The organism is Paenibacillus sp. PDC88 (assembly GCF_900106725.1).
Classification (GTDB): domain Bacteria; phylum Bacillota; class Bacilli; order Paenibacillales; family Paenibacillaceae; genus Paenibacillus; species Paenibacillus shunpengii.
This window is the reverse complement of sequence record NZ_FNNT01000013.1, coordinates 40,870-63,011: the sequence shown is the minus strand read 5'-3', so window position 1 is coordinate 63,011 and position 22,142 is coordinate 40,870. Positions and strand designations below refer to the sequence as shown.

Here is a 22,142-nt window from a genome sequence, read left to right as displayed (position 1 = left end):
TTTCTATACTGGTAATAATCCCTTAGATTTGAGCATTTTCCTTTTCGACAGTGGAATACTCTTTTCAAGCTCTCCTTTTGTAACATCCAGTCCTTCCCAATCGACAAATAAAACAAAATCCTCGGAGAGTAATTCGGAGAGTAATGGGTACTTGGACCAAACAGTCGCATTTATAGCATAGGTGACCTCATGCCATAATTTCATACCTTCTTCCCACCAGGTATCTGTATTATGCCAATACATAATAAGTGTTCTAAGCTTCGTGATTAATTCTTGATCTGAAATTTCTTGTTGATAATTCACCGGATGCTCTCCCGAAGCCCAGATCGTCCAAAAATCCTTATTGTTTTCTATCTGCTCATCTCTGATATGTTGCAATCCTGGATGAAAAATGGGTGAGTACACACCATGAGCTTCATCATGCAAGTAAATGGCCAAGAAACAACAACGTATATCTACTAACCCCTTACATACAGCATCAACTACTTCTATTAATGCTAATTTTAACTCTTCTTTAACTTCTTCCCGTAGTAGTGCCGCCTCATCAGTAGACATTCTTACAAAAATAACTCCCTTATCACCGTCTAATACTCGTGTAAGCTCACCTTTCTTATCATATTCAAGATAAGTTCGAACAAGAGAAGAATAATAAGGACTATTTTCGTAAACAGGCTGATAAACTTGAACTAAGTTTCCACCCTCATATATGTAGTCTTCATATTGCAACTTATCAAATCGAGGAGAGTATTCTACGCACCGATTAATGAATCCATCTTTTATTAAATATTCTTTAATTGAATAAAGTTCTCCAGTTAAGTACAATCTTGTAGTGATTCGGTTTTCTTCATAAACGGAGTATGTATAACCATCAATTAATTCATCATTCGCTGAGATAAGGGGTCTGTTTTGGCTATCAAACTCATAATATATGTCGGTTTCAACTTCTGAAACTTCCCCTGGAACTGTACTTTCACGACCGTACCAAAAAGGAGTAATATCATATCGCTTGTTAGAAGTAAATTCCCGTCTAACAGCAGCAGCCTCAGCTTCCTCCTTATAGAAAGCATAGTTTTTCTGTGCATCCTTACTTAACTTTAGGTAATATTCTTTATCTATCACTCCATATTCTTCCTTTCTATAGCGGCTAACCCAAATAAATTCGACAGATTATGCTTCATATCCTTTACCATTGAAATCTTCTACTCCGAGAAAATCTAATGATTAATGCAGCCTGCTCGTTAGCTTAACGGATGACTTTATTTTTCAGTCAAATACTTTATTTTTGCAAACAGCTTGATAAAAATCCCGCACGGGATAATGTATAATCCATATGTGGTTGGTTGGTGGGCGGCAGACGATGGATGATCTAATATACCGGTGCCATTCTTATGCTCCATAAACCACACTTCGTAACTGTAAATCTGGCTATTAAAAAGAAGATTTGCTGATCTGTCGTAGACAGAGCTCTTATTTTGCAGGAGAGAAATAACTGAAGCAAATGCTCGACTATGATATGATACTTCTTAAAAGGAGGTATTCTGTATGGGATCTCACTTATCTGGCTCAGAACTTCTCCGGATTAAGAAGCTAATGGGGCAAATTATTTGGCAATATTACAATTCAAATGACATTGTGACTAGAAGCGAACTTGAGGAAAAGTATAAGACTTTGATGGAAAGTAGCAAGCAATACAACCATGTTGAGTTAACTAAAAACGAAGAGCGAGAGATAAACAAATTAAATTTATATGCCAAGCTATTTGAAGAATATCATATCACAAATAACGTTGTAAGAAAGGCGGAGATCGAGGAGATCTTCACCAATTTAACTAGCGAACGGTGATATTTAAAGCACTTAGCAGGATAACTGCTTGTAAATTTGATTAATCACTTTGATCGCTATAAAGTATAACAGAACAATATTCTCTTATGGAGTGATATAAATGTTGAATAACTTCACTATGGAACCAACAACACATGGACTTGAGCCGATTGATGCTGCAGTTATGATGAAGAAATACGTGGCTCTGCTTGGATTAATCAATTACGGTAACGTGGAACAAAAACAACAGGCAAAACGGGAGATCAGAGAGCTCGATAACATAATTCACTATCACCTAAATTCTTTGGCTTTTGATGCTGCTGAAAGAAAGCTAGGGTTTTCGGAGGATGATCTTCGTGCACTTAATAAAGCTGTTTCATAAAGAACGTCTTTCTCTTGCTATATTATTCATTTTCACAGTTATTTCGGGGATCTGGACAATACATAATTCAATCCAATTTTTCTCCGCAGCTACACGAACCTGGGAGATCAAAATCCCCCTAATGATAAGTCTAATATTGTTATTTTCCTTATCATACGTGGTATTTCTTTTCATTTATGATAAATGGTCCGTTGAAACAAGAGGACAGCTCATGCATCTTTTATTAATAGATAATAGGGTAGTGTATTCAAAATTCAACCGATACTTTATCAATGTACAGTTAGTACATTCCTATGGATATAAAGCTTCCTCAATAAATAAACTTTCCCAAAAGGACATAATGTACTCGGTTCAAAGAGCAACTAGTCTTGGAAAAAAACCTTAATCTAAATTTGGAAATATGATATAATGTTTATTAATCAAATAACGTGAATGTGAGGAAGCACCTCTTTATGTCGAAAGACGTATTGGGGTGCTTTTTATTTTTATATGCAACTGATGCGCAGACTACTTCATAAATATTTATGTAGGGGGCATTAACTTATGCAGTGGGCAAGATATGGTTATGAAAAAAAACAAATTTCAGCTGAGTATTACAGAGAAGCTAAACATGGAGAAGTCACTTGTCGTTTTTGCGAAGGAAAAATGGCGTATGTATCAACTGGAAATCGAAAACCACACTTTAGAGTTGTCGATCGCAAAACTCACACATGTAAGTATTTTGGGAATGAAATTGAGAAGATTGTTGAATCAAGCTCCGAGGTAGTCCAAATGAATCGTAAAAACAATGAGAACCCAGTTTTTACACTTAATATTGAGTCGGCAAAACAGTCTAATGAAAAGACACTCCAATCTATAGCTTCTGATTCCTTTCTAACCAGCCTCGACTTGATGAGATCATCTAAGGGAAATTCCTTATATAAATTCATCCATGACCTTCATGCAATGTTCCTCAAGAATGAGTACGATAAGGTCCTCCAATTCCGATTTATTGTCGCAGAAGGAGGAACGGCCCAAAAGATTAAGGCAGAAGAGCTGGTGCCTAGCTACAAACAAATAATAGATATGCATACAAAAGGCAAGCTGACATCGAGGAAGCGATTTATAGTTGGTACAATACTTTCCTCTAAAGAAACAATTAAGCGAAACGTTGAAGTTACTCTACGCGGTGAGAAGTCATCAGATGGCTCCTACATTAATCACAAAATAATTATCATGAAGTATGTTCTCGATCAGCAAAATTTAGATGTTACTGATTTTATAAAAGGGAATACCATTGTTGTTTATGCAAAACTTAAGTTATCTGATACAAAACGTGAAGTTATTTCATTTGTAAGCAGTAAAGATGATTTTGATTTTGGACGCTATACAAGTCTCGACGGTGATTGGTTAGATTCACAAGATAAAAAGATTGTAGATGACTTCTTTTATTTATGTAACATCAAGCATGTCGTACCTGATCATGCAATGACTAAACAGTATTTCTACCATGAAGACCTTTTATTAAAACCAGATTGGGTACTTTTTATCCGAAATAAAACAATCGTTATCGATTACGTTGTGTCACAGAAAGATTTTATCAGTAATAAGTCGGAACCACGGGGCGACTACTTTATCAATCGAACTGATTACCACTACATGAAAGTACTTAAAGAAGATATTGAGGACAATTTCTATGGGCTAAAAAAGAAGTTACATGAGATAATTCCCAATCTTCAACTAAACTTATACGAATCATGAAAGGAATCACATTATGTCTAATAAATCGAATGAAAAAATAACGACTATTGGCTTAGATATAAGAGAAAGCAGGTTGAAACTGAAATACTCGCAAGCTCAATTAGCTCTAAAGTTAGATGTGGATAAAACTACAATCTCTGCCTGGGAAAGAGATATTCGTTTTCCTAACGAGGATTATCTTCTTCGATTGTCAACGGTCTTAGGTTTGTCTCTGCGACATTTACTTATGGTATCAAAGAACAAAAAAATGGCGGGGTTAACAACATGAGGCCTGTGGGGAAACGACTTAAAAGCGCTATATTGATTGATGAAAGTAATGCTATGCATCAGTTACATGATGTAGGGGTGGGCGGATTTCGATCATGGAAAAAGTTTTATCAGTCGATCGAGCAATATCTAAAGAGTAACTATGGACAGAAGATGGTAACTGATTTCAACTTTTATGGGACCCTGCCCCCTAAAGGCCATGTTGAGGATGCCAAGTACAATAGCAGATACAAGTTTTTCGAGGCATTACAATATGATGGAATAAACGTATTAAGAGGGGAGTGCTACTTTCAGGATGATGGTTCTCTAAAGGAGAAGCAGTTAGATGTATTGATGGCACTAGATATATACGAGTTATCCGTGTATAAATATGAATACATAGTAGTTTTTTCAGGAGACGCAGATTTTGTGCCTGCCATTGAAAGAGCGCAAAAGAATGGATCAACAGTGTTTGCAGTTCTGGGTAAGAATAAATCAGCTTTTCATCTAAAGAACTCCGTTGATGTCATTATCAATCTTGAATCGATAATTCAAGACATGGACAAAAAAACAGTTATTCCTTCAAAGACAACCTGGAAAGTTAGCAACTAAACATGTGTAAATCTCTCGCTCAAAAAGTACATCCAAACTTTCCTTTTATTACGAAAGGGTTATCATTGCAGCATAAGCCTGCAGAAGATTGAAGTTGATCTGAATACGATATACTGTTCAAACTTATTAGCTTAATGAGAAAACCGAGAAAGGTTAGTATATTGGTTTCTATTTGTTACTGCTCCAAAAATGCTAGACGGCAATCCTCATGATATAATGAGCCATTATATCACCGTTGGAAAGAGTGAGAGCGATGGGGAACTTTGAGATACTTATATTACAGATTTTCGGCGCGATTTTCTGCTGCATTATGTTATACGTATACATTGAATACCGTATCAGTTTGGCCCGTGAAAGACGAATCAAGGAAGCTACTTATACGAAAGCTGATGTTAGCTCCGATTCATTTTTTGGTGGAAATCAGCTTCATGAGCTCCATACTTCTGGAGATGAAATTTTGGAGTACTACCTCAATAAGGGGTATGTAGTTGCTCTCGATATCGGGGTCCTTACAAAATATCCGCAACTTTTTCAAGTGGACACTCCTGGCTCAATTCTCATTACAGAAGAAGTTTTTGCTGCTCAAAAGAAGAATAAGGTAGTTGGAATTTACCAGTATGACTCACAAATTGAATTTAGCCATGCTTTCATGCAAATTGGTACTAACGTCTCCTACGTTGAGAAAATCGGATTAGACCTGGCCAATATTAGTGATCGAGCTATTGGCGCATATTTGTATGCAGAAAGAACAGACTTAATTTCCATTATCTTTGTTACTCTAGATCATGAAACTCAGAAGCGAGCAATTGAGGCTGGACTACACTGTGAGATTATCTAATATAAAGGGTTGCCGGGAATAAATACAGTTCGTATAATTAATGTAATTGAATAACATTAAGCGACGAAGCACGCGCACATCTCCTATGGAGATTGTGCGCTTATTTGTTGTTAGGGGGTAATTATTTTGTTGAAGAAAACAGCAATATGCGCGATTACGGTCATAACGCTTTTAGCCAGTCCTTCGAACTCAAGAGCTGCCGAAGGTATATCTGTATATCTCGATGGAAAAAACATGGAGTTTGATCAAGATCCTCAGTTGATTAAGGGAAGCACGATGGTACCAATGCGAGCAATATTTGAGGAGTTGGGTGCCCAAGTGAAATGGGACAGCAATTCAAGCTCGGTGACAGCAACAAAAGGAAATATAACGATCAAGCTAACCATCGGGAAAAAGGAAGTATTGAAAAATGGAGATGTTTTTAATGTTTCTGTCGAGCCAACAATTTTAAATAGTACTACATACGTACCGCTTCGTTTCGTAAGTGAGTCATTAGGCACTAACGTAGGTTGGATTAAAGAACCTAACACCGTTATAATTAATTCTGCTAAACTTCAAGAGTTTAAAGTCGAGCACATACGGGATGGAGATACATTTGAGGGCATTTATAAGGATGGTCCTAAAAAAGGCCAGAAAGATGTTATAAGACTAATCGGAGTAGATACTCCCGAGACGGTCAAGGAGGGTAGCGCAGTAGAGTACTGGGGTCCTGAGGCTTCGAATTATACGAAAAAAAGTCTTAGCCAACAAACAGTATTTATTGCTGAAGATAAGTCAGATGATCCATATGGGCGGACACTGGCATACGTGTTCTTAGAGAATGGGTTGATGTATAATGCGGATCTAGTAGCCGGTGGATATGCTCGAGAGTTAACAATTGAACCAAATTCTAAATGGAAAGATTTATTCTCTCATCTAGAAGCAGAAGCTAAGTCCTCAGCAAGAGGATTGTGGTCAAAGCCTTCAAAGGAATCTGAAAATAACACACAAACAAATATTAACTATCTTAAGGAAAAGGCTTCTGAATACGGTTTTATCGATGGGGAGTTTGATCCAAAAGAAGTTGTTACCGAGGAGCAACTGCTTAAATTTTTGATAATCGCTCTATTCCCAGAAGCTAAAGCGATTTTCCTAACTAAGTCTTTCTATGATCTTAGCCAAAATGAAAAGGTCCAAAAAACAATCGACTATGCGATCGAGGCAGGTTTGATCCTTAAAGATGAAATCTCAGATATTGATGAGCCCTTAACACTCTCATCTGCAGCAAAAATTACTAGTAGGGCACTCCAACTAGAAGAAATCGATCAAGAGTTATCCTTACTCGATTTTGGAATCAATTTTGATCAAACTGATTCTAGCTCCTCACTTACATTAGGCGACACCATTTTATTGGTTGAAAAGACAGCCCGTGTTCATGATTCATTAAAGGAGTATTTTAGACATATGGCAGTTGCCGTGGAGAATTCAGAAATTGTAGAACAACTATCGGCAACACTGGCTGACAAACAGCTAGCAGAGAAGTTAAAGTCCTATGTAGCAAACGTGAAAGGCGTTATATCAGATCCGGAATTAATTGCTACGGTTACAGAAGGAGGATCACAGTTAATAGGCAACTTAACATCGCTCCTCAGCGGCTGGAAAGATGCAATGAATATTAACAAGATCAATGCGGCGATCGAGCAAACCAGCGAAAGCATAAAAAAAGCAGAACAAGCACTAGAGGCTGCAAAATTATTAAACTAGATTTTTAAGATTCTCGGTTTGACTCCGAGTGGTTCTAATGGATAAAGCAATCATTTTACGAATATATGTAAATGATGATTAGGGTTTTCATTGAGCACGAGGCACTAATGTTGTATAATAATACTTAACTGAATAACCAGAAACGCGAAGCACGCGAACGCCCATTTAATAGGCGTTCGCTTTTTTTATTCTTATTTCATAGTGAGAGGGGAAATTTAGGATAAGTTATTAAGAATATTGCCACTAACTAATGAAACAATAATCACACCATAAGTGTCACTTATTCTAGTTCAATAAATATTTAGTAACTTTGATTGCAAAGGGGTTCATTATGCGCAAGAGATACAGATATCTTTGGTTGGCATTGGGACTAGTCTTAGTGTTTATATTTCGATTACAAATCATCCTCCCCATTGCATATATATCGACTGGATTTCTTTTTTACCTATTTTTCTTTTGTTGGGCAAAAGCGAAGAATCTAGATGAGAGTTACAACGGTTGGTACTACGTGTTGAATTCAGCAAAAGGAATGTTTTATTTCCTTCTGAGCGGTTCAGTTTTATGGGGGCCGGTTTTAATAACGCTATTCCTGGAGATGAAAGAAAAATTCAAGCGAGACAGCAAGCATGCCTGGATGCAATATATAAAGAATCCGATGCAAATGCACCGTGACTGGTTCAATAATTTTTATCAATGAAAAGGAGTGGTTGATTATGTCATTACTAGATTTATTTAATGGAGTTAATGGAGAATTTGTAAGAGTAGCACTCATTATTCCAATAAGCGTCTTAATGTGGTTATTATCTCTGCAGTTACATGCAAAACGAAAAAAGAAATCATATGCGATGCTCTCCAAAATATCATTTGGATATATGATTTTTAATGTAGTAAGCTTTATTTTACTTTTAATAGCTGCAGTCACAAGTACCGAACTCTCATGGCTTGTTAAAGCTATAAATGCAGTATCCAATTCGAGTTTATTAGTGATTCTATTTGGATTTTATCGAATTCACAACAAGGCAGACATTAAAACTTACATATTATTTTTCTTACCTGCAGCTGTATGTTTCTTTACGGGAACTTTCTCCATTTGGGCAGGAAGTGCCTTAAGCGCTATCTCTGTATTGGGCATTACCATCCTTTTTGGAAAAAGAATAAGTCGAGGAAAAAGTGTTTGGTTATCTACTGGCATTTTTGTATTTGCATTATTATGTTCCTTATTGGCCGATCTGATTCCTGCAATTTCAGGGGGGATGAACCTGATCTATTCTCTTTTAGCACCTGCTGCATACGTAGTTCTATTTGCAACTTTAATGGATCATTCACTTGTCATAATGCAAAGCTCTTACGTATCCGCAATCACAGATCCATTAACTGGTTTATTCAACCGCCGCTATTTTATGAAATACATTACGAAATGTGTAGATCAAAATATACCCGTACATATTATTTTCACCGATATCGACAATTTTAAGAAATTGAATGATACAAAAGGGCATAAGGTTGGGGATGGGGTTCTGAAGGAAGTGGCCACCATTTTAATGGAAGAAGTTGATGGCCTTGGAATCGCAGGTCGTTATGGTGGAGAAGAAATGGTGATGTTAATTCTCAATGAGGATGTAGACATGGTTGAACTAACCGAAAGAATGAGGAGACGTATTGAGCAAGAATCGATGGTAACTGCAAGTATCGGTTACAAGATATTTGAAAGTGGATTACCACCTGAAGTGTTAATAAAGCAAGCAGATGAAGCGATGTACAATGCTAAACAAACTGGAAAGAACAAAGTAATGGAGTATGGAGGAGGAAGCCAGGCTCTGATTAAACCAGAGGCACTAAAGGTTGTTTCAAATGCATAAATACGATCAAAATGTAGATTTCCGTAACGACAAAGAGTTTTGTGAACATACCTGGAGTGAAGCTTATTGCTTCAGCGAGGACTTCACAAAGATCGTGTCTAACGGTGAAGAATGTGAGTATTGTGGCTTGAAGAGAGGACAGATAATTTAACATATTATTATAATTACATTAAACTTTATGAAGAGACAAAGCTTACAAAGCCTTGTCTTTTTTGTTTATGTGGAATAAAATGTTGTTTATAGTCAATGTGACTCACTACTTTTTTTATATAGGTATTTAAAGGCCCTTATAGATTAAACGGAAAATATCAATATTGCGATAAAAACTTATTCAGAGTAAGAAGGGACCAACTATTATGAAAGCACCTAAACGGTTTTTAAAAGAAGCGCATGGAGTCTTTAAGGTTGTGGGTCTTTCATTTAAGCCTCAAACGACTTCAAATCAAACACAAGAGACACTGTCAATCGGATTTAAAATCGGGGATTGGGACAATCCCATCAATTTGGTACCGTATTTCATTGAATCTGATCACAGTACACCTTATATTCATTAATCATACACTAACGACGCTCCTTATTAAGGGGCGTTTTTTGATTGTTTTTAGAACCAATCCGGAGAAATTTAGGGATAAGCTGAAATACAGAAGCTGGTTCCCCTTATATACACTCATCAGAAAAAGGTGAATAGTGCATATGAAACATTAAATTATACTTAAGACCATAAACAAAAGAATATGTAGAAAATACATGCTCGCTTGTTCCATAGCCTTTTTCAATAGTAAAAGAAAATGCTATTAGCCCACAAGATACATTTCAGATTAATTTTGGTTCTCTTAATAAGACCAAGAGTCCCCTGTAATCAATCCAATCAAGTACCTTTGTCCATATTTTCCAAACAGAAGGGCATGTTGAGCAATCTCACAGAACAACTGAATTGAAAATGTAAGCTCAAGCCTTAATGAAACAAGCTGACTGATACAAAAAATAATGATAAAGCATCAGCAGTTCATTCATTGTACTTGGAGCTAGGTTTGTTTTTGCTAGAAAGAGCCCCTCTATCTTCTTAAAAGAATAAATTATTCTCCTCGAATCAAATTTAATGAGTCTTCTTGCAAAGATGTATACATCTATTGAGCATTTTGATTTGTAGATTTATGAAACTATCTTTCCGAATCGGATCCCTAATTCTGTTAGAACTTTTAGATTTTCATTACGAAAGGTTGAAACAAACCAAGCGATCGGATTAGCAATTTTCCTCTTTACCAAATAAGTAATAAACTTATCAAAGGTGCGGTGGATTGCTTCGTAATGAAACTTTTGAATCTCCTTTTTGATTTGAGGATAAAGTTCACTTACCAATCTAACAGGAAGGTTGTATACTTTACAGGTTTCCAGAAACTCTTCTTGTTTAAAGCTTAATATCCCCGTCCCGTGGTCTTTAATCATTTCGTTAAAGACTTGTGCATAACATGCATAAGTTTTAGATTGTTTCTCACGCTCGCGCGTTATATATTCTTCTTCATCTTTTAAATCAGTAGAAGGATAAAGATCTAAAGATTCTTGATTCTCAAAACCTGAATTATAGGGTGCATCTTGTGCACATGGAGAATTCGTTATAGGTGCATCTTGTGCTTTTTGTGCATGCTGTGCATCAGAATCATTTTTTGATTTAGCAACCTGTTCATCAACGATTGTGTAACGATTAGATGTTTGTTTACGAGTTCCATCTGCAACTTCTTTGAAACGACTAAACTTTTCAATCATGTTACGTGCTTGGAGATCCTTAACCACGTACTGTGCTTTACGTTTAGACATCCCACCTGCAGCAGCGATGGTGTCGTAATCGGGAAATACATCACCGTATTCCTCTTGATGCATCTTGATTACAATCATAATTATTTTTTCATATGTTTTAAGATCCGAGTTATTAAGGATGGATTTAATACCATCAAACAAAAATTGGTTAGAGTGATTGATGCTTTTTGGCATGAAGAAGCCTCCTAATAGAGTTTTTCACGCCGGAAACCCTTGAATTTACTGGAACTGTCTCGTATAATAGAAGGGCACCGGCTAAGTTAAAGTTGTTTTTGGGCGACCTTAACACGGCCCCAGGCATACTGTTTTTTTGCGGAAACAGTATCCTGCGGAATAGCATTGCTGAATTTGAGTTAGCGGCTCGACTCAGCGGTGTGCGGTTTTTTTATTCGATCGGCCTAAAGGCCCGGCCCCCACTTCGGGGGCTTTTTTTCTTATCTAGGTATTTTTATATTACTCATGGCATATACTTCTAATCTAGCCTACCGTCATTGTATTTTTTGATATTTTTCGCGTCAAGGTATCGGGGGCGAATATACATCTTAGATTTATCGGGGACGAATAAACAAATTATCGGGTTTGAATAGACAGTATATCGGGGGCGAATATACATTCTAACGGGGTTGAATGTTCGGAAAATTTTTTTTGGTATATTTTCTTAGATTTCGCAGGGTATCGGGGGCGAATATACATATCAACGGGGGAAAACGAACAATCGATTTTTTAAAGGTATTGATATGTTCGTTGACATCACTCTAGCTGGAGATTCAAAGTATCGGGGCTGAATATACATTACTCGAATATAAGTAGTCCAATGGGGCACCAACATTGTTAATCATGTGGTGCTTTTTAATTTTCCTAAAAGGTATCGGGGGCGAATATACATCATAAGAATACAGATATTTTAAGTATCGGGGTTGAATATACGTATTAACGGTATTAAGTCTACATAGTATCGGGGGCGGATATACAATTGGTACTCGAATCTTATCAGATCATTCGGATCTGTGTTATTCTAAAGCAGTAAGTATAAATATACTGAATATATGTACAGAATATCCTGACAATAAAGGAGCTGTTACCATGCCACGTCGAAAAGTAAATATCGATCAGTGGGTCTCTAAGATAGTAGTGCTTGAGCTCCCGAAAGAAGACCCAAAAGTCCAGGACTTAATTATAAAAGCTGCAGATCAACTAAAGAGTAAATCAAAAGAAGAAGCTCAAAGACACATTCGGGATGAAGGTCAGAAAGAACTCGAGTTAACTAAACTACTCCTTCAACAAACGAACACACAAGAAGAGGCAGATGCCATTAACAAAGAAATATTTAAACACCAAATCAAGCAGATCATTTGGAACAAATCTCAAGAAATTAGAAGAGCAACCTACTACAACAAGCCTTCACACCCATATGGCCATATATTTGCTGAAGGTGCAATTTCCTCAATTTCTACTAAGCGGCAAAAAGCCTTATCTGCAGCAGAAGATGGTGACACTTTAGTTCGAGACAATCGTCGTACGCGTATCTATCATCCAGCCAACAAAGAATTAACATTGCAGGATGCAAAGGTATTAATCGGTATTCACAAACTCTGGGAGGAAAGCGGAAAGCAGAAAGAGTTTGAATTTACAATATACTCGTTGGCCAAAGCAATGAATCGTGATACAGGTGGTAAGACGTATAATGAAATTTGGCAGTCCCTTGAGGTACTACAGGACAGTAAATTCGAGTTTTGCTACTACTACGAGAAGGGGATTATTGATTCCTTAGATCGTATCAATATTCTCCAAGCTATTGGACGTAAAGACCGGCACAGCACATTCAAAATTATGTTCTCGGATATGATCTATCGCTCGCTGCAATCCGGAGCTATTGCATATCTTAGTCTAGCCATCTTAGAAGATCTTAAAACAGACACTGCGCAGAACTTGTATCTTTTCCTTCCGGCGCAGGTTGGACAAGGGATTACACGTTGGCCTCTGGAAGAAATATCAAACCTCATGGGTTCCAAGGCGACACGTCCAGTCTACAAGAAAAAAGCTGTTGAGGATGCTTGTAAGAACATGGTAGAGATTTCTCTTCTTGAGGAATTTACTATTCATGAAGATGAAACAGGGACTTCGTACCTTGAAGTAACACCAACCAATTTATTACTGAACTCCACCAGTATGGCAAACCAAGCAGGTGTTCAACAACTGTCGCTCCCTATATAGGGAGCGTTTATTTGTATATTCGCCCCCGATACTAAAAAAACGTGTGTAGTGTTAGAAATAGTGAGAAAACATTGGTTAAAAATCTCGATTTATCAAGGGCCGTATTCAGAATTAGTGAGAATGATCTTCCCTTAAACGTTGCTGTACTGGCCTGATTTTCACTATTGATGAGATTATCCGCCAAAGGCTAGATGTATAATTGTATAATTATTCGCGGAATGTATAGCCGTATATACTTCATTCTGAGGACCTCTTACCGTTTAATCAAACAAAAAATGCTTACCGTTTGAATAAAGCAACGGTAGCACTAGCCAGAAGACAAGTGACGCTTGTAAATAAAATAAGATACATTGAACAAACAGAAGTATTGGAAAAATAGAGCAGCTATGCATGGGCAATTGTTCATACGAATCAAAGCATAATAATTCAGTACTCGATAATTTTCATCTCATTAATTTAGAAATTATTCTCACTAATTATGACACCACACTGACCCTGAGGTAAGAGGAGTACACTAGTATGATGAAATGTATATTCGCCCCCGATACATAGAGTTTTTCTCGTTGTCTATGATGGAGTTGGATATGTTTATCCAAAGCATTGAATAAATCGTTTAATCATATCTTTTTGTTTTCCGATCTTAAGATGATGTACGAATTCAAGAAATACAATAGCAACTAGCTCGTCCATTCCAATTTTGAACGATTTAAACATTTGTTCGAGATCATATAAAACAATTTCTAGTCTTAAAGCTGTTTTACGTGGCACCGTGAGTTCAAGAGTATAATATTTAACCCTACGTGGCTTCTCTTTCAATTGAAGAGAAGAGCGGCCAGGGGAAAGTTCAACTAATTCTTCTATAGTTTCTGTTTTAGAGAGGTACTTCTTCTTCATTTCCAATAATGAGGTTTTCAGATCCTCCATCTTAGTCGTGGTCGTGACATGAAGGAAATCTTTTAAAAGCAGAGCAATGAGATCGACAATACTTAGTGCCGCATCATCTTCGAGTTTATCAGCTATATCCTCTAAAAAGACCTGTGCACGCAACACTTCGTACTCAGGTAAATCAATCTTCATGAACACAGCAGTTGATCGTGAAGGGAGCGTGAGTATAGTACTTAGAATTCCTTTTATGTTGCTACGGCTTTGCAAACTATCTAACTCTGATCTAATTAGGCTATATTTCTTCATCAGTGGCAACCTCCAGCGGACTTAGATTTTCTATCATTCTATGTCTGCGATTAGTAGATATGCCTCATGTTTAAAAGTCAAAAAGATTGGCAAGATTGAAGATAGAATGAAAAACGGGAAAGGGTGGAATAGCATGAATAAGAGGAATAAAGAGATTACAAAGTCCGAGGCGAAGGAATTAGCACGAATCATGAAGCAGGCGAAGCGGGAACTTGGAATCGTAGGCAGCCTTAAGAGGAAAGCGAACTAATCAAATTATGTACTAAACAAAACGAGTTTATGTATTGAAGGAACAAGCAAAAAATGATAGGATTTACGTAATCGAATACACGAAATGCGAAGTACGCATCTACTCCTTCTCTGGATTAGATGCGTTTTTTGTGACAGAAAACATCCATTTGATACAAGTGAATTTAATAAGGTCACTATTGAATGACCCTTGGGTGACTCTATAAGAGGTTTAATTTACTAACGGAGGTCAAGATGGTGAACAATTTACGCTACATAGAGAAGAATATCAAAAATTTGTTCAGGGCAATTATTATATTCCCAGGATCATTATTGGTGGGGAATGGAATAGATCAAGTGGGGCAGTGGTTTAGACTTAGGTCGTTATCTCCTATGGAAATCATTATTTCGGGGTTTTCATTCATACTAGTCTTTTATATTATCCCTCAGATAATTAACAACTTAATGGCCATAAAGAAGATTCGAAAATATTATCCTATCACTAATGATGTTATAAGTGAACATCGCGAGTTCTTTATGGAGAATATCGATCAAGAGATTACATTCCTTCAGCAAGCTGCCGATACTTTTATAGAAAGAGGTATGCGTGACGACTACAACCTTTTTATTGAAAATCTGCAGACAATGAAAGAAATTAGATCATGTATTATTGGAAACCAAAAATTAGAAAGTAAATATTTAACTCATCTAAACCAAGTTTTTAATCGTGGCTATCTTTTAAAAAAGATGTAGTTTTACAAAAATATTCAGTAGATTATACTTTGAAATTTAGACTCCGGGAATCCGACATTATTGAAAGTTTATTGCTATACTTATAATGTTGATTGGACATTGCCGGAGGTTAGCGTTATTTACCTAAGTGGCAGAAGTCATATTGTCGTCGATGATACTGACACCAGACATTTACTAAGGGGGAATGTTGAATGGAGACTTATATATCAGAACTTGGAGATATAGTTGCAATAGGTTTATGGTTCATATGTTTTTTAATGATTTTATCGATAATAACTGAGAGTATTCGTAAAGCTTTGAGTCATAACCGGCAGAGTGTACAGGTAATAGATACAAATGATATGGAACTGGTATCAAGAGAAGAAACAAATGGAGTAATAGAGGAAGTCTACATTAAAGGGAATAGAAAAGTAACCGTCAGAGCTTGGAAAGATGAAAATGAGGAGTAAATTATTTATAAACATCTTTAATGGATTAAGGGGTTACTTCATGAAGCGTTTATTTAGTTTGATAGCCGTTCTATCAGTTTTCATCTTATCCTTATTGGTTTTCATCCTCATAACAATTAATTCAAAAGCGGAAATGATGAAAACATCTCTGGTCTTAACGAGTCCCACTAATTATGAGTCTCAAACAGATGAGACGTTTGAAAAGACAGGTATTATCAATAAGACTTATAAGTTGGAAGGTAAGAAAAGCAGCAATTATAACATGATGATAGTCGGGAGTATGACTATACCAATAACATGGACGGACTATACGGAAGAGCGTTATTACGTTCTTCTGGAAGGGATGGAACTTACCGCAGATCAGCAGGTATGGGAACAGCTACAGCTCTCTGAAGGAGAAGTTGTCACAGTAGAGTTTAATCAAAATTTACATATAACAAAGATTATTTAGCTAGTCGAACAAAGAAGGCGACCCACGAGTATAACTACTCATATGTAGAAAGTAACATGATGGAGTGAGAAGAGGATAAGGCACACGCCAGATTTAGATGCTACGTATACCTCAAGCATGCTTGTTGCATAAGCATCATTGTGAGCCACGTAGATCGTCTGCGCGTGTTTTTATTTCTTTAGCGGATTCATTACTACAAAGGAAAGGGGCACGATCGCGATGTACCAAACCCAAATTGATAGTGATGATTCTCAAGCACATTTAAGTCACATTATCCGGATGCGAAAAGACTCTCAATTTGATCAGTCACAGATCAACGGTCTTGCCCGGTATATCAATGAACATGAAAAATGCTTAAACAATACTATCTACCTGGAGGAACTGCTTTTAGTAATCGATGGTCCAGCGACAATCAGATCATTTGAACAATACAGTAGGACACTCTATCGGATTGCCAACCGAACCAACCTTGATTTTGAACCTGCTCTATCGTTTCGAGCCTCAGTTAATCTTGAACTCCTTCGTTTTTGGGCAGATATAAATGGGTGGAGGAAACATATTTAATGAGTATTAAGTATTAAGTGGAAGTACCCGTTGCTAGAGCGTAGTGTGTAGCAGACGAAGGTCGTAGCTCATGCTAACGCTTTTTTGTGAAAACAGACTATCATTAAGAGAAAGTCACCAAAAAGTCACCTTTGGGTGACTTTTTGATCATGTTAAATGTACGGAGAAAATAATGTAGTAGACTGAAGGGATTGATTTGACGCGGTTTATGCTTTGAAAAATCGTCAGGTTTCGAAATATAAGTATTAGACAACAGCGGCGGAGACCAAGACTGAAAATAAAGTCTTAGACTGCCGCTGTCTTTGTTCAACTAAAGTTTTCCGTTAGCTTAGTCTGTTAGCTGGTGTAATCTTCCTTTGCGCATTACAATGACCTTATAGGTTAATAGTACTACTTTGCCCAAGAATTTAAATACGAGGACTCTACTTGGTTGATTTGTCCGGATATGGAACGTCGGAATTTTCCTCGGACAGTTGAATCAAGAAATTTAATCCGGCGGATTTCAATTTATTGCTTTGCGTCTTCTACGGGAAGTTGCATGAAGCCGATACGAAGTTTTTTAAGTAGCTTCAATAACAGGAACTTTCGCGTGCGAAGGGGTAAGTTACGATGTGGTGATCCCCATTTCTGTTGCGGGTTATACGGTGAAGAAGAGTCAGGATAAGAAGAAACAAGCGCAACGTCGCCGCCAACGCAATTAGAGAAGAGCTTGAGCAGCTTAAGTATGCGCATATAAACATTTTGTTACATGTACCTTTGACATAAGGAGGCAGGAAAGTTAAATAAATCAGAAACAATAATATTGAGTAATTGATGTATTGAAGAAATGATAAAGCGGACAGTAAAAGATCAAGAAAGGGGAACTTATGGAAATCTTATATATTTGGTTTAATGCTTATGGACCATTCCATCAACAAGGATTTCAATTGTGCGGAGATCTTCGTTTCAATTTTGAACGAAAGAGCGGGGTGTTATCCGTTAGTAGAAACCCCGACTATGTGAAGGGTTTTTTCCATGATCGTATGGCACCCGAGGGTGAGGCAGCCGTCGTAACAAATATTACAGCACTGATTGGCAGTAACGGTGCAGGTAAGACGACTCTTCTAAACTATATCAAACAATATCTCGTTCGTGCTATGGGCATGAATATTAAACAAGCATTGGTGGTACTTCGGAATGAAAAAGGTGAGACGATTGTTTTATATGATATATCGAATATCAAGTTAGAGGCCGTAGAGGATCAGGGTTTACTTCACCCCCTAAAGATATATCACGATCAAAATACCCATCAGAAGCTGCCGGATAGTTCGGTCATCTACTTTTCAAATATTTTCGATCATGCTCTAGAGACGACAGCCAATAACTATTACAATCTTTCGACAAACTATCTCATCAAAGGAGATCACCTGAGACGATTGGATTACAAACACGGGGATTCTAAGCAGAGTCCAATCGATGTGCATCGAGACGAGGATTTGAGCCGTCAGGTATTTTTCGTCTATGATTATCCGATTCGTTTTCCGGAGCAGGAACTACCTTTCCGTCTTCCTGGTAATCTCTTGGTCAAAATCCGGAACATCGACACGGGCGATTTTGGCAGCCTTGGGCAACACGCAGATTATTACCATGATCTTAATGATTATGTGAATAATAAAATTGATGAAATAACCTCTGAAAGAAGATATAACAAGAAGCCCTTATTGAGAAGGAGAGTATTCCTCTTAATAACTTATCGAGCAATGGTGTACTCTTTCTTGAAAGAGGTCACTGTATTCTCCAACCTAAGATTATTAGAGAAAGATGATCCGATTCTATCTCTTATAAATGTACGTAGCGATAATGAGGCGTTCTCTGATTATGTTAAAAAATTATTTGAATTTACGCTTGGGCGTTTTGACGACGCCATGATTCAAATGTGGCTCACGAATTTACTCGATATGGTCGATTATGTCTATGAGTACTCTATTTTCGTATCAAAATCGCCTAACATACCCGAACAACCTAATCTTAAATTACCGATTATGCAAGAGACGTTATTGAAGAGTCCCTCGTACGCTTTTGTACAAGCGTATCGACGCTCCTACCGTTCCTTTCCTTACTTTGATTTCGAATGGCAGCAACTCAGCTCGGGAGAACGAGCATTTTTAAACGTTTTCTCTAGATTGTATTCAAGGGACGATGGAGAAGTATTTGGCAGTAACGTCAAGTTAACGAAACATATACTGCTACTAATTGACGAGGGAGAGTTATACTTCCATCCTGAATGGCAACGTCGATTTATCGATACATTAATACGATTTTTATCTGTAGTTTATGGTCCTGAGCGGAGAGTGCAGATCTTGTTGACATCCCATTCTCCGTTCATATTGTCTGACTTACCTAACTATTGCGTCTCTTTACTCGAGCATAGTGAGAGGGGGACGAAAGTTAGAGATGGAACGACAGAATTTCACACTCTAGCTGCTAATATCAATGATTTGCTTGCAAATGGTTTTTTTATGCGAGCAAACATTGGTGAATTTGCCTTACAAAAGGTTAACGATGCAATTTCACGGTTGAGGTTGCTTCGCAATGAAACAGGTGAAGAATCTAAAGATTCGTCCGGCAATCTCAGAGAGGAAATTGATTATCTTCGTTCTATTATTCAGCTTGTCGGTGAACCGATTATTGCTGGCCGAATGCTTGAGTTGTTGGGAGATAGAGTACATAATCTAGGAGAGGATAGACATGATTAATATATACGAAGTGTCACAGGACGCTCTTGCACTGAAGCATTACGATGCGGTTGTCCAGGAATTAAGAAAGAAAAACACACGTATGCCCTCAACTCTTAATAAGTGGTTCAAAAGCTTTGATGTAAATTATACATTGAAGCACGTTATCACAGCGAAACCGAAAGATTTGCGTGTTATTATGAATAAATGCAAATTAGATAAATATCCTGGGTATATTATGGAACTTCATGACATGTATAAGATGAAATTTTCAAAAGCGAGTGGATACATCGGTAAAGCTAAAAATAAGTATAATGCAGTACAGCTTATGGAGAACTTAGGGATTGAAGTATGCCCACTCTGTAACAGGAACTATATAACAAACGTAGAGCCTGAGGGTCGAAATTTAAAGCGTACCGGACAACTTGATCACTATCATGACAAGGCAACGTACCCCTTTCTTGCAATGTCGTTCTTTAATTTAGTACCCGCCTGTTACGGATGCAATCATACAAAGAGTTCATTTGAACTTGAACAGACGCCATATGGTGAAGTTGATTTAGATCCCCTCATTACATTCAAAGTGTCATTTAACAAAATTGAAGACATATATGACGAGCAACATGTAAAGGTATCGCTAGACAATCATCCTTCCATCCAGAAGAACATAGACGTGTTAGGTCTTCAAGATAGTTACACTAAGTATCATAATAAAGATGCTTTTTCAGTGGTAAATACATTCAAAAATTATAACGAATTAAGTCGGACCTTGATGATTGAGAATTTCAGGGAATTGTTTGACAATGAAGATCAGTTGTGGAATATGATATTTAGTGAATATGTTGGTTTAACAGACAAACTAAAATCTGTGCCTTTAGCAAAGCTTAAAAAGGACATCTACGAACAACTTGAAAAATACCGTCAGAGTAGTGTATTAAGTTGATATTCCTTCATATCTTGAAATGAATAAATGCTACTTTTGGATAATCGATTGATTAAGATCATTAATGGCCAAGTAAGCTGTATATGTCAAAAAAATTTGAGTATTAGACTCAAAGGATCATTCTGCTGGTGAGCAGAATGATCCTTTTTTAGATTGGCTGTTTTGAAATTATGGATGTACTCATTATGTATAAAGCAGGAGAAAATCCTTCCGAAAAGCAGGTGCCAACCTGCATACGTTCCGAAAAATGTTTATTTGGAAACCGAGTGCCCAAGGTGAGCCTCCCATAGCGGTACGCTCCCGCGCCTTCGCTTGGGCTACGTCCTCCTCATTATATTCCATTTCCAATTATCTATTAAAGAACATACGCGGGTAGCATGCAGTGCTTAAACAGGGGGACTTATCTTAACCAAAGCACTAAGAAAATACTTTATTTTTTGAAGACATTAAACCAATCAGAAAATTTATCCTGGTCCTCTCTCAGGATAGACTGTTTTTTGCGGTCTAATTCTTTAATTCTCATTTATATCCGACCAATCTAACCCCTCTTTAGCCGACAATTATTCCATATGGATTTATCTATTGATTCCATATATAAGCCTATAACTTACAACTCGCTCACAGGACTACACCTCTTTTACCCCTTCTCGCATCTTCTACTTCATACCCTCTAAACTTTTGCTTGACGACTTGGCCTGCCTGTTGTATTTCCAGCCTTTCAACCATGGTTTTAGATCTGTTTATAGAAATCTGCTGCTTTTTTTGGATTCAGATATGATCCCAGGCGCGCGGCGCGCCCCCACCCCCACCAAGACAAAGGCACACTAGATTCGTATTTAGTTGCAGATTTAAATTCTGCAGTCTAGATCCGTACTTAGTAGGACCAGGAGTAGAAAATCGGGTATAAAGGGGCAGGAAAAGGTAAGTAGCCTGAGATGTAGGCGATATAGTTGTCATTGTCCTTTGATCGAGTTGTGAGTTAGAATGATATATATGGAAAGTAAATGTGTACAGGTGTCTGGCAACTGAGTCCGGCCAGGGTAGGAGCTTACGGGATAATGCTGTCAGGATGTGTCTTTATGAGGTGTTTCCCCTCCTCCCTACCGCGTTTACAGTCCATAACTATACAAAAAGGGGGGCGGTTTTGTTTCATGCTAGTTTGAAGAATGATTGCTATTGATAGTTACACGTTAGTACACTCTCGGTATGTCCATAAGCCAAACATCTACTGATCAGACATTAGGCAATGAACAAGTTTACTTCCTCTTCAGCAGAAGATCATTAGTTGCTATCTATAAACACATGCTCAATTATCGTAATAAGACTGAATAATTATTATTCCGTTATAAGTCATTTGATGGAAAGTACTCAGTCAAAATCATGGTATTGCCGAAAATAATAATAAGGGGATCTTTGGGCTCGAATAAAAGGGAAATAGCAATTTAAAGTTTATAAAGTCGTCTGTACTTGCAACAGTTCTCGCTGACTCGTTTCTTTCTTGAGGCTCTTTACCTTTCGAGAATGATGATGAGTAAAGCCATCGTCCACCACTAAGCGTACAGGAGAAGTTACTTCAGAG

At 37.4% G+C, this 22,142-nt stretch carries 19 protein-coding genes; 16 read left to right on the top strand and 3 right to left on the bottom strand.

The features are described 5' to 3' along the window. Positions 1 to 3: 3 nt before the first annotated feature. Positions 4 to 1,119 carry a hypothetical protein gene (locus BLW49_RS25645; RefSeq protein WP_090727789.1) on the bottom strand — a complete coding sequence of 372 codons (1,116 nt, stop codon included), beginning with the start codon at positions 1,117 to 1,119 and terminating at the stop codon, positions 4 to 6. Between the two features lie 423 nt (positions 1,120 to 1,542). Between BLW49_RS25645 and BLW49_RS25640 the strand changes: the two genes are divergently transcribed. The 9 genes from BLW49_RS25640 (at position 1,543) to BLW49_RS25590 (ending at position 9,795) form a co-directional block, all read left to right on the top strand. Next, entirely contained in the window at positions 1,543 to 1,842 is a 300-nt protein-coding gene (locus tag BLW49_RS25640) for a hypothetical protein (protein ID WP_090727787.1), read from the top strand. Between the two features lie 100 nt (positions 1,843 to 1,942). Then, on the top strand, positions 1,943 to 2,203 hold the full coding sequence (locus BLW49_RS25635) for a hypothetical protein (protein ID WP_090727786.1): 261 nt from the start codon (positions 1,943 to 1,945) through the stop codon (positions 2,201 to 2,203). A gap of 543 nt (positions 2,204 to 2,746) precedes the next feature. Further along, positions 2,747 to 3,943, top strand: a complete 1,197-nt coding sequence (locus BLW49_RS25625) for a hypothetical protein (RefSeq protein WP_090727783.1) — start codon at positions 2,747 to 2,749, stop codon at positions 3,941 to 3,943. Positions 3,944 to 3,956: 13 nt separating this feature from the next. Continuing rightward, a complete protein-coding gene (locus BLW49_RS25620; RefSeq protein ID WP_090727781.1) occupies positions 3,957 to 4,211 on the top strand; it encodes a helix-turn-helix domain-containing protein in 255 nt (84 codons plus the stop codon). Then, positions 4,208 to 4,801, top strand: a complete 594-nt coding sequence (locus BLW49_RS25615) for an NYN domain-containing protein (RefSeq protein WP_090727780.1) — start codon at positions 4,208 to 4,210, stop codon at positions 4,799 to 4,801. The genes BLW49_RS25620 and BLW49_RS25615 overlap by 4 nt, the downstream gene beginning before the upstream one ends. Before the next feature lie 253 nt (positions 4,802 to 5,054). Next, entirely contained in the window at positions 5,055 to 5,639 is a 585-nt protein-coding gene (locus BLW49_RS25610) for a hypothetical protein (protein ID WP_090727778.1), read from the top strand. Positions 5,640 to 5,768: 129 nt separating this feature from the next. After that, positions 5,769 to 7,382: a stalk domain-containing protein gene (locus BLW49_RS25605; protein WP_143042163.1), complete on the top strand. Its 1,614-nt coding sequence runs from the start codon at positions 5,769 to 5,771 to the stop codon at positions 7,380 to 7,382. A 713-nt stretch (positions 7,383 to 8,095) separates the two neighbouring features. Beyond that, entirely contained in the window at positions 8,096 to 9,241 is a 1,146-nt protein-coding gene (locus tag BLW49_RS25595; protein ID WP_090727774.1) for a GGDEF domain-containing protein, read from the top strand. A 356-nt stretch (positions 9,242 to 9,597) separates the two neighbouring features. Beyond that, complete coding sequence (locus BLW49_RS25590; RefSeq protein ID WP_090727773.1) at positions 9,598 to 9,795, top strand: hypothetical protein; 198 nt, start codon at positions 9,598 to 9,600, stop codon at positions 9,793 to 9,795. Positions 9,796 to 10,393: 598 nt separating this feature from the next. Here BLW49_RS25590 and BLW49_RS25585 read toward each other — a convergent pair. Continuing rightward, complete coding sequence (locus tag BLW49_RS25585) at positions 10,394 to 11,230, bottom strand: helix-turn-helix domain-containing protein (RefSeq protein WP_090727771.1); 837 nt, start codon at positions 11,228 to 11,230, stop codon at positions 10,394 to 10,396. Between the two features lie 909 nt (positions 11,231 to 12,139). On the opposite strand from BLW49_RS25585, the gene BLW49_RS25580 reads away from it, so the two are divergent. Further along, positions 12,140 to 13,270: a replication initiator protein A gene (locus BLW49_RS25580; protein ID WP_090727770.1), complete on the top strand. Its 1,131-nt coding sequence runs from the start codon at positions 12,140 to 12,142 to the stop codon at positions 13,268 to 13,270. A 588-nt stretch (positions 13,271 to 13,858) separates the two neighbouring features. Here BLW49_RS25580 and BLW49_RS25575 read toward each other — a convergent pair. Beyond that, the gene (locus BLW49_RS25575) at positions 13,859 to 14,461 is read right to left on the bottom strand and encodes a hypothetical protein (protein WP_090727768.1); all 603 of its coding nucleotides are present in this window, start codon (positions 14,459 to 14,461) and stop codon (positions 13,859 to 13,861) included. A gap of 483 nt (positions 14,462 to 14,944) precedes the next feature. Between BLW49_RS25575 and BLW49_RS25570 the strand changes: the two genes are divergently transcribed. From BLW49_RS25570 to BLW49_RS25545, 6 genes are all read left to right on the top strand, one after another. Then, the gene (locus BLW49_RS25570) at positions 14,945 to 15,442 is read left to right on the top strand and encodes a hypothetical protein (protein ID WP_090727766.1); all 498 of its coding nucleotides are present in this window, start codon (positions 14,945 to 14,947) and stop codon (positions 15,440 to 15,442) included. A 191-nt stretch (positions 15,443 to 15,633) separates the two neighbouring features. Then, the gene (locus BLW49_RS25565) at positions 15,634 to 15,891 is read left to right on the top strand and encodes a hypothetical protein (RefSeq protein WP_090727765.1); all 258 of its coding nucleotides are present in this window, start codon (positions 15,634 to 15,636) and stop codon (positions 15,889 to 15,891) included. 40 nt (positions 15,892 to 15,931) lie between these two features. Beyond that, positions 15,932 to 16,342, top strand: coding sequence for a hypothetical protein (locus BLW49_RS25560; RefSeq protein ID WP_090727763.1), 411 nt, complete (start codon positions 15,932 to 15,934; stop codon positions 16,340 to 16,342). 219 nt (positions 16,343 to 16,561) lie between these two features. Continuing rightward, entirely contained in the window at positions 16,562 to 16,906 is a 345-nt protein-coding gene (locus BLW49_RS25555; RefSeq protein ID WP_090727761.1) for a hypothetical protein, read from the top strand. Between the two features lie 866 nt (positions 16,907 to 17,772). Further along, positions 17,773 to 19,641, top strand: a complete 1,869-nt coding sequence (locus BLW49_RS25550; protein ID WP_090727759.1) for an AAA family ATPase — start codon at positions 17,773 to 17,775, stop codon at positions 19,639 to 19,641. Next, positions 19,634 to 20,563 carry a hypothetical protein gene (locus BLW49_RS25545; RefSeq protein ID WP_090727757.1) on the top strand — a complete coding sequence of 310 codons (930 nt, stop codon included), beginning with the start codon at positions 19,634 to 19,636 and terminating at the stop codon, positions 20,561 to 20,563. Before BLW49_RS25550 ends, BLW49_RS25545 begins: the two co-directional genes overlap by 8 nt. Positions 20,564 to 22,142: the final 1,579 nt, after the last annotated feature.

Coding starts and splice junctions, on each gene's coding strand:
- BLW49_RS25555 (WP_090727761.1), top strand. CDS start 16,562: ATGTACCAAACCCAAATTGATAGTGATGATTCTCAAGCACATTTAAGT.
- BLW49_RS25620 (WP_090727781.1), top strand. CDS start 3,957: ATGTCTAATAAATCGAATGAAAAAATAACGACTATTGGCTTAGATATA.
- BLW49_RS25635 (WP_090727786.1), top strand. CDS start 1,943: ATGTTGAATAACTTCACTATGGAACCAACAACACATGGACTTGAGCCG.
- BLW49_RS25575 (WP_090727768.1), bottom strand. CDS start 14,461: ATGAAGAAATATAGCCTAATTAGATCAGAGTTAGATAGTTTGCAAAGC.
- BLW49_RS25565 (WP_090727765.1), top strand. CDS start 15,634: ATGGAGACTTATATATCAGAACTTGGAGATATAGTTGCAATAGGTTTA.
- BLW49_RS25610 (WP_090727778.1), top strand. CDS start 5,055: ATGGGGAACTTTGAGATACTTATATTACAGATTTTCGGCGCGATTTTC.
- BLW49_RS25550 (WP_090727759.1), top strand. CDS start 17,773: ATGGAAATCTTATATATTTGGTTTAATGCTTATGGACCATTCCATCAA.
- BLW49_RS25560 (WP_090727763.1), top strand. CDS start 15,932: ATGAAGCGTTTATTTAGTTTGATAGCCGTTCTATCAGTTTTCATCTTA.
- BLW49_RS25585 (WP_090727771.1), bottom strand. CDS start 11,230: ATGCCAAAAAGCATCAATCACTCTAACCAATTTTTGTTTGATGGTATT.
- BLW49_RS25590 (WP_090727773.1), top strand. CDS start 9,598: ATGAAAGCACCTAAACGGTTTTTAAAAGAAGCGCATGGAGTCTTTAAG.
- BLW49_RS25580 (WP_090727770.1), top strand. CDS start 12,140: ATGCCACGTCGAAAAGTAAATATCGATCAGTGGGTCTCTAAGATAGTA.
- BLW49_RS25615 (WP_090727780.1), top strand. CDS start 4,208: ATGAGGCCTGTGGGGAAACGACTTAAAAGCGCTATATTGATTGATGAA.
- BLW49_RS25570 (WP_090727766.1), top strand. CDS start 14,945: ATGGTGAACAATTTACGCTACATAGAGAAGAATATCAAAAATTTGTTC.
- BLW49_RS25545 (WP_090727757.1), top strand. CDS start 19,634: ATGATTAATATATACGAAGTGTCACAGGACGCTCTTGCACTGAAGCAT.
- BLW49_RS25625 (WP_090727783.1), top strand. CDS start 2,747: ATGCAGTGGGCAAGATATGGTTATGAAAAAAAACAAATTTCAGCTGAG.
- BLW49_RS25595 (WP_090727774.1), top strand. CDS start 8,096: ATGTCATTACTAGATTTATTTAATGGAGTTAATGGAGAATTTGTAAGA.
- BLW49_RS25640 (WP_090727787.1), top strand. CDS start 1,543: ATGGGATCTCACTTATCTGGCTCAGAACTTCTCCGGATTAAGAAGCTA.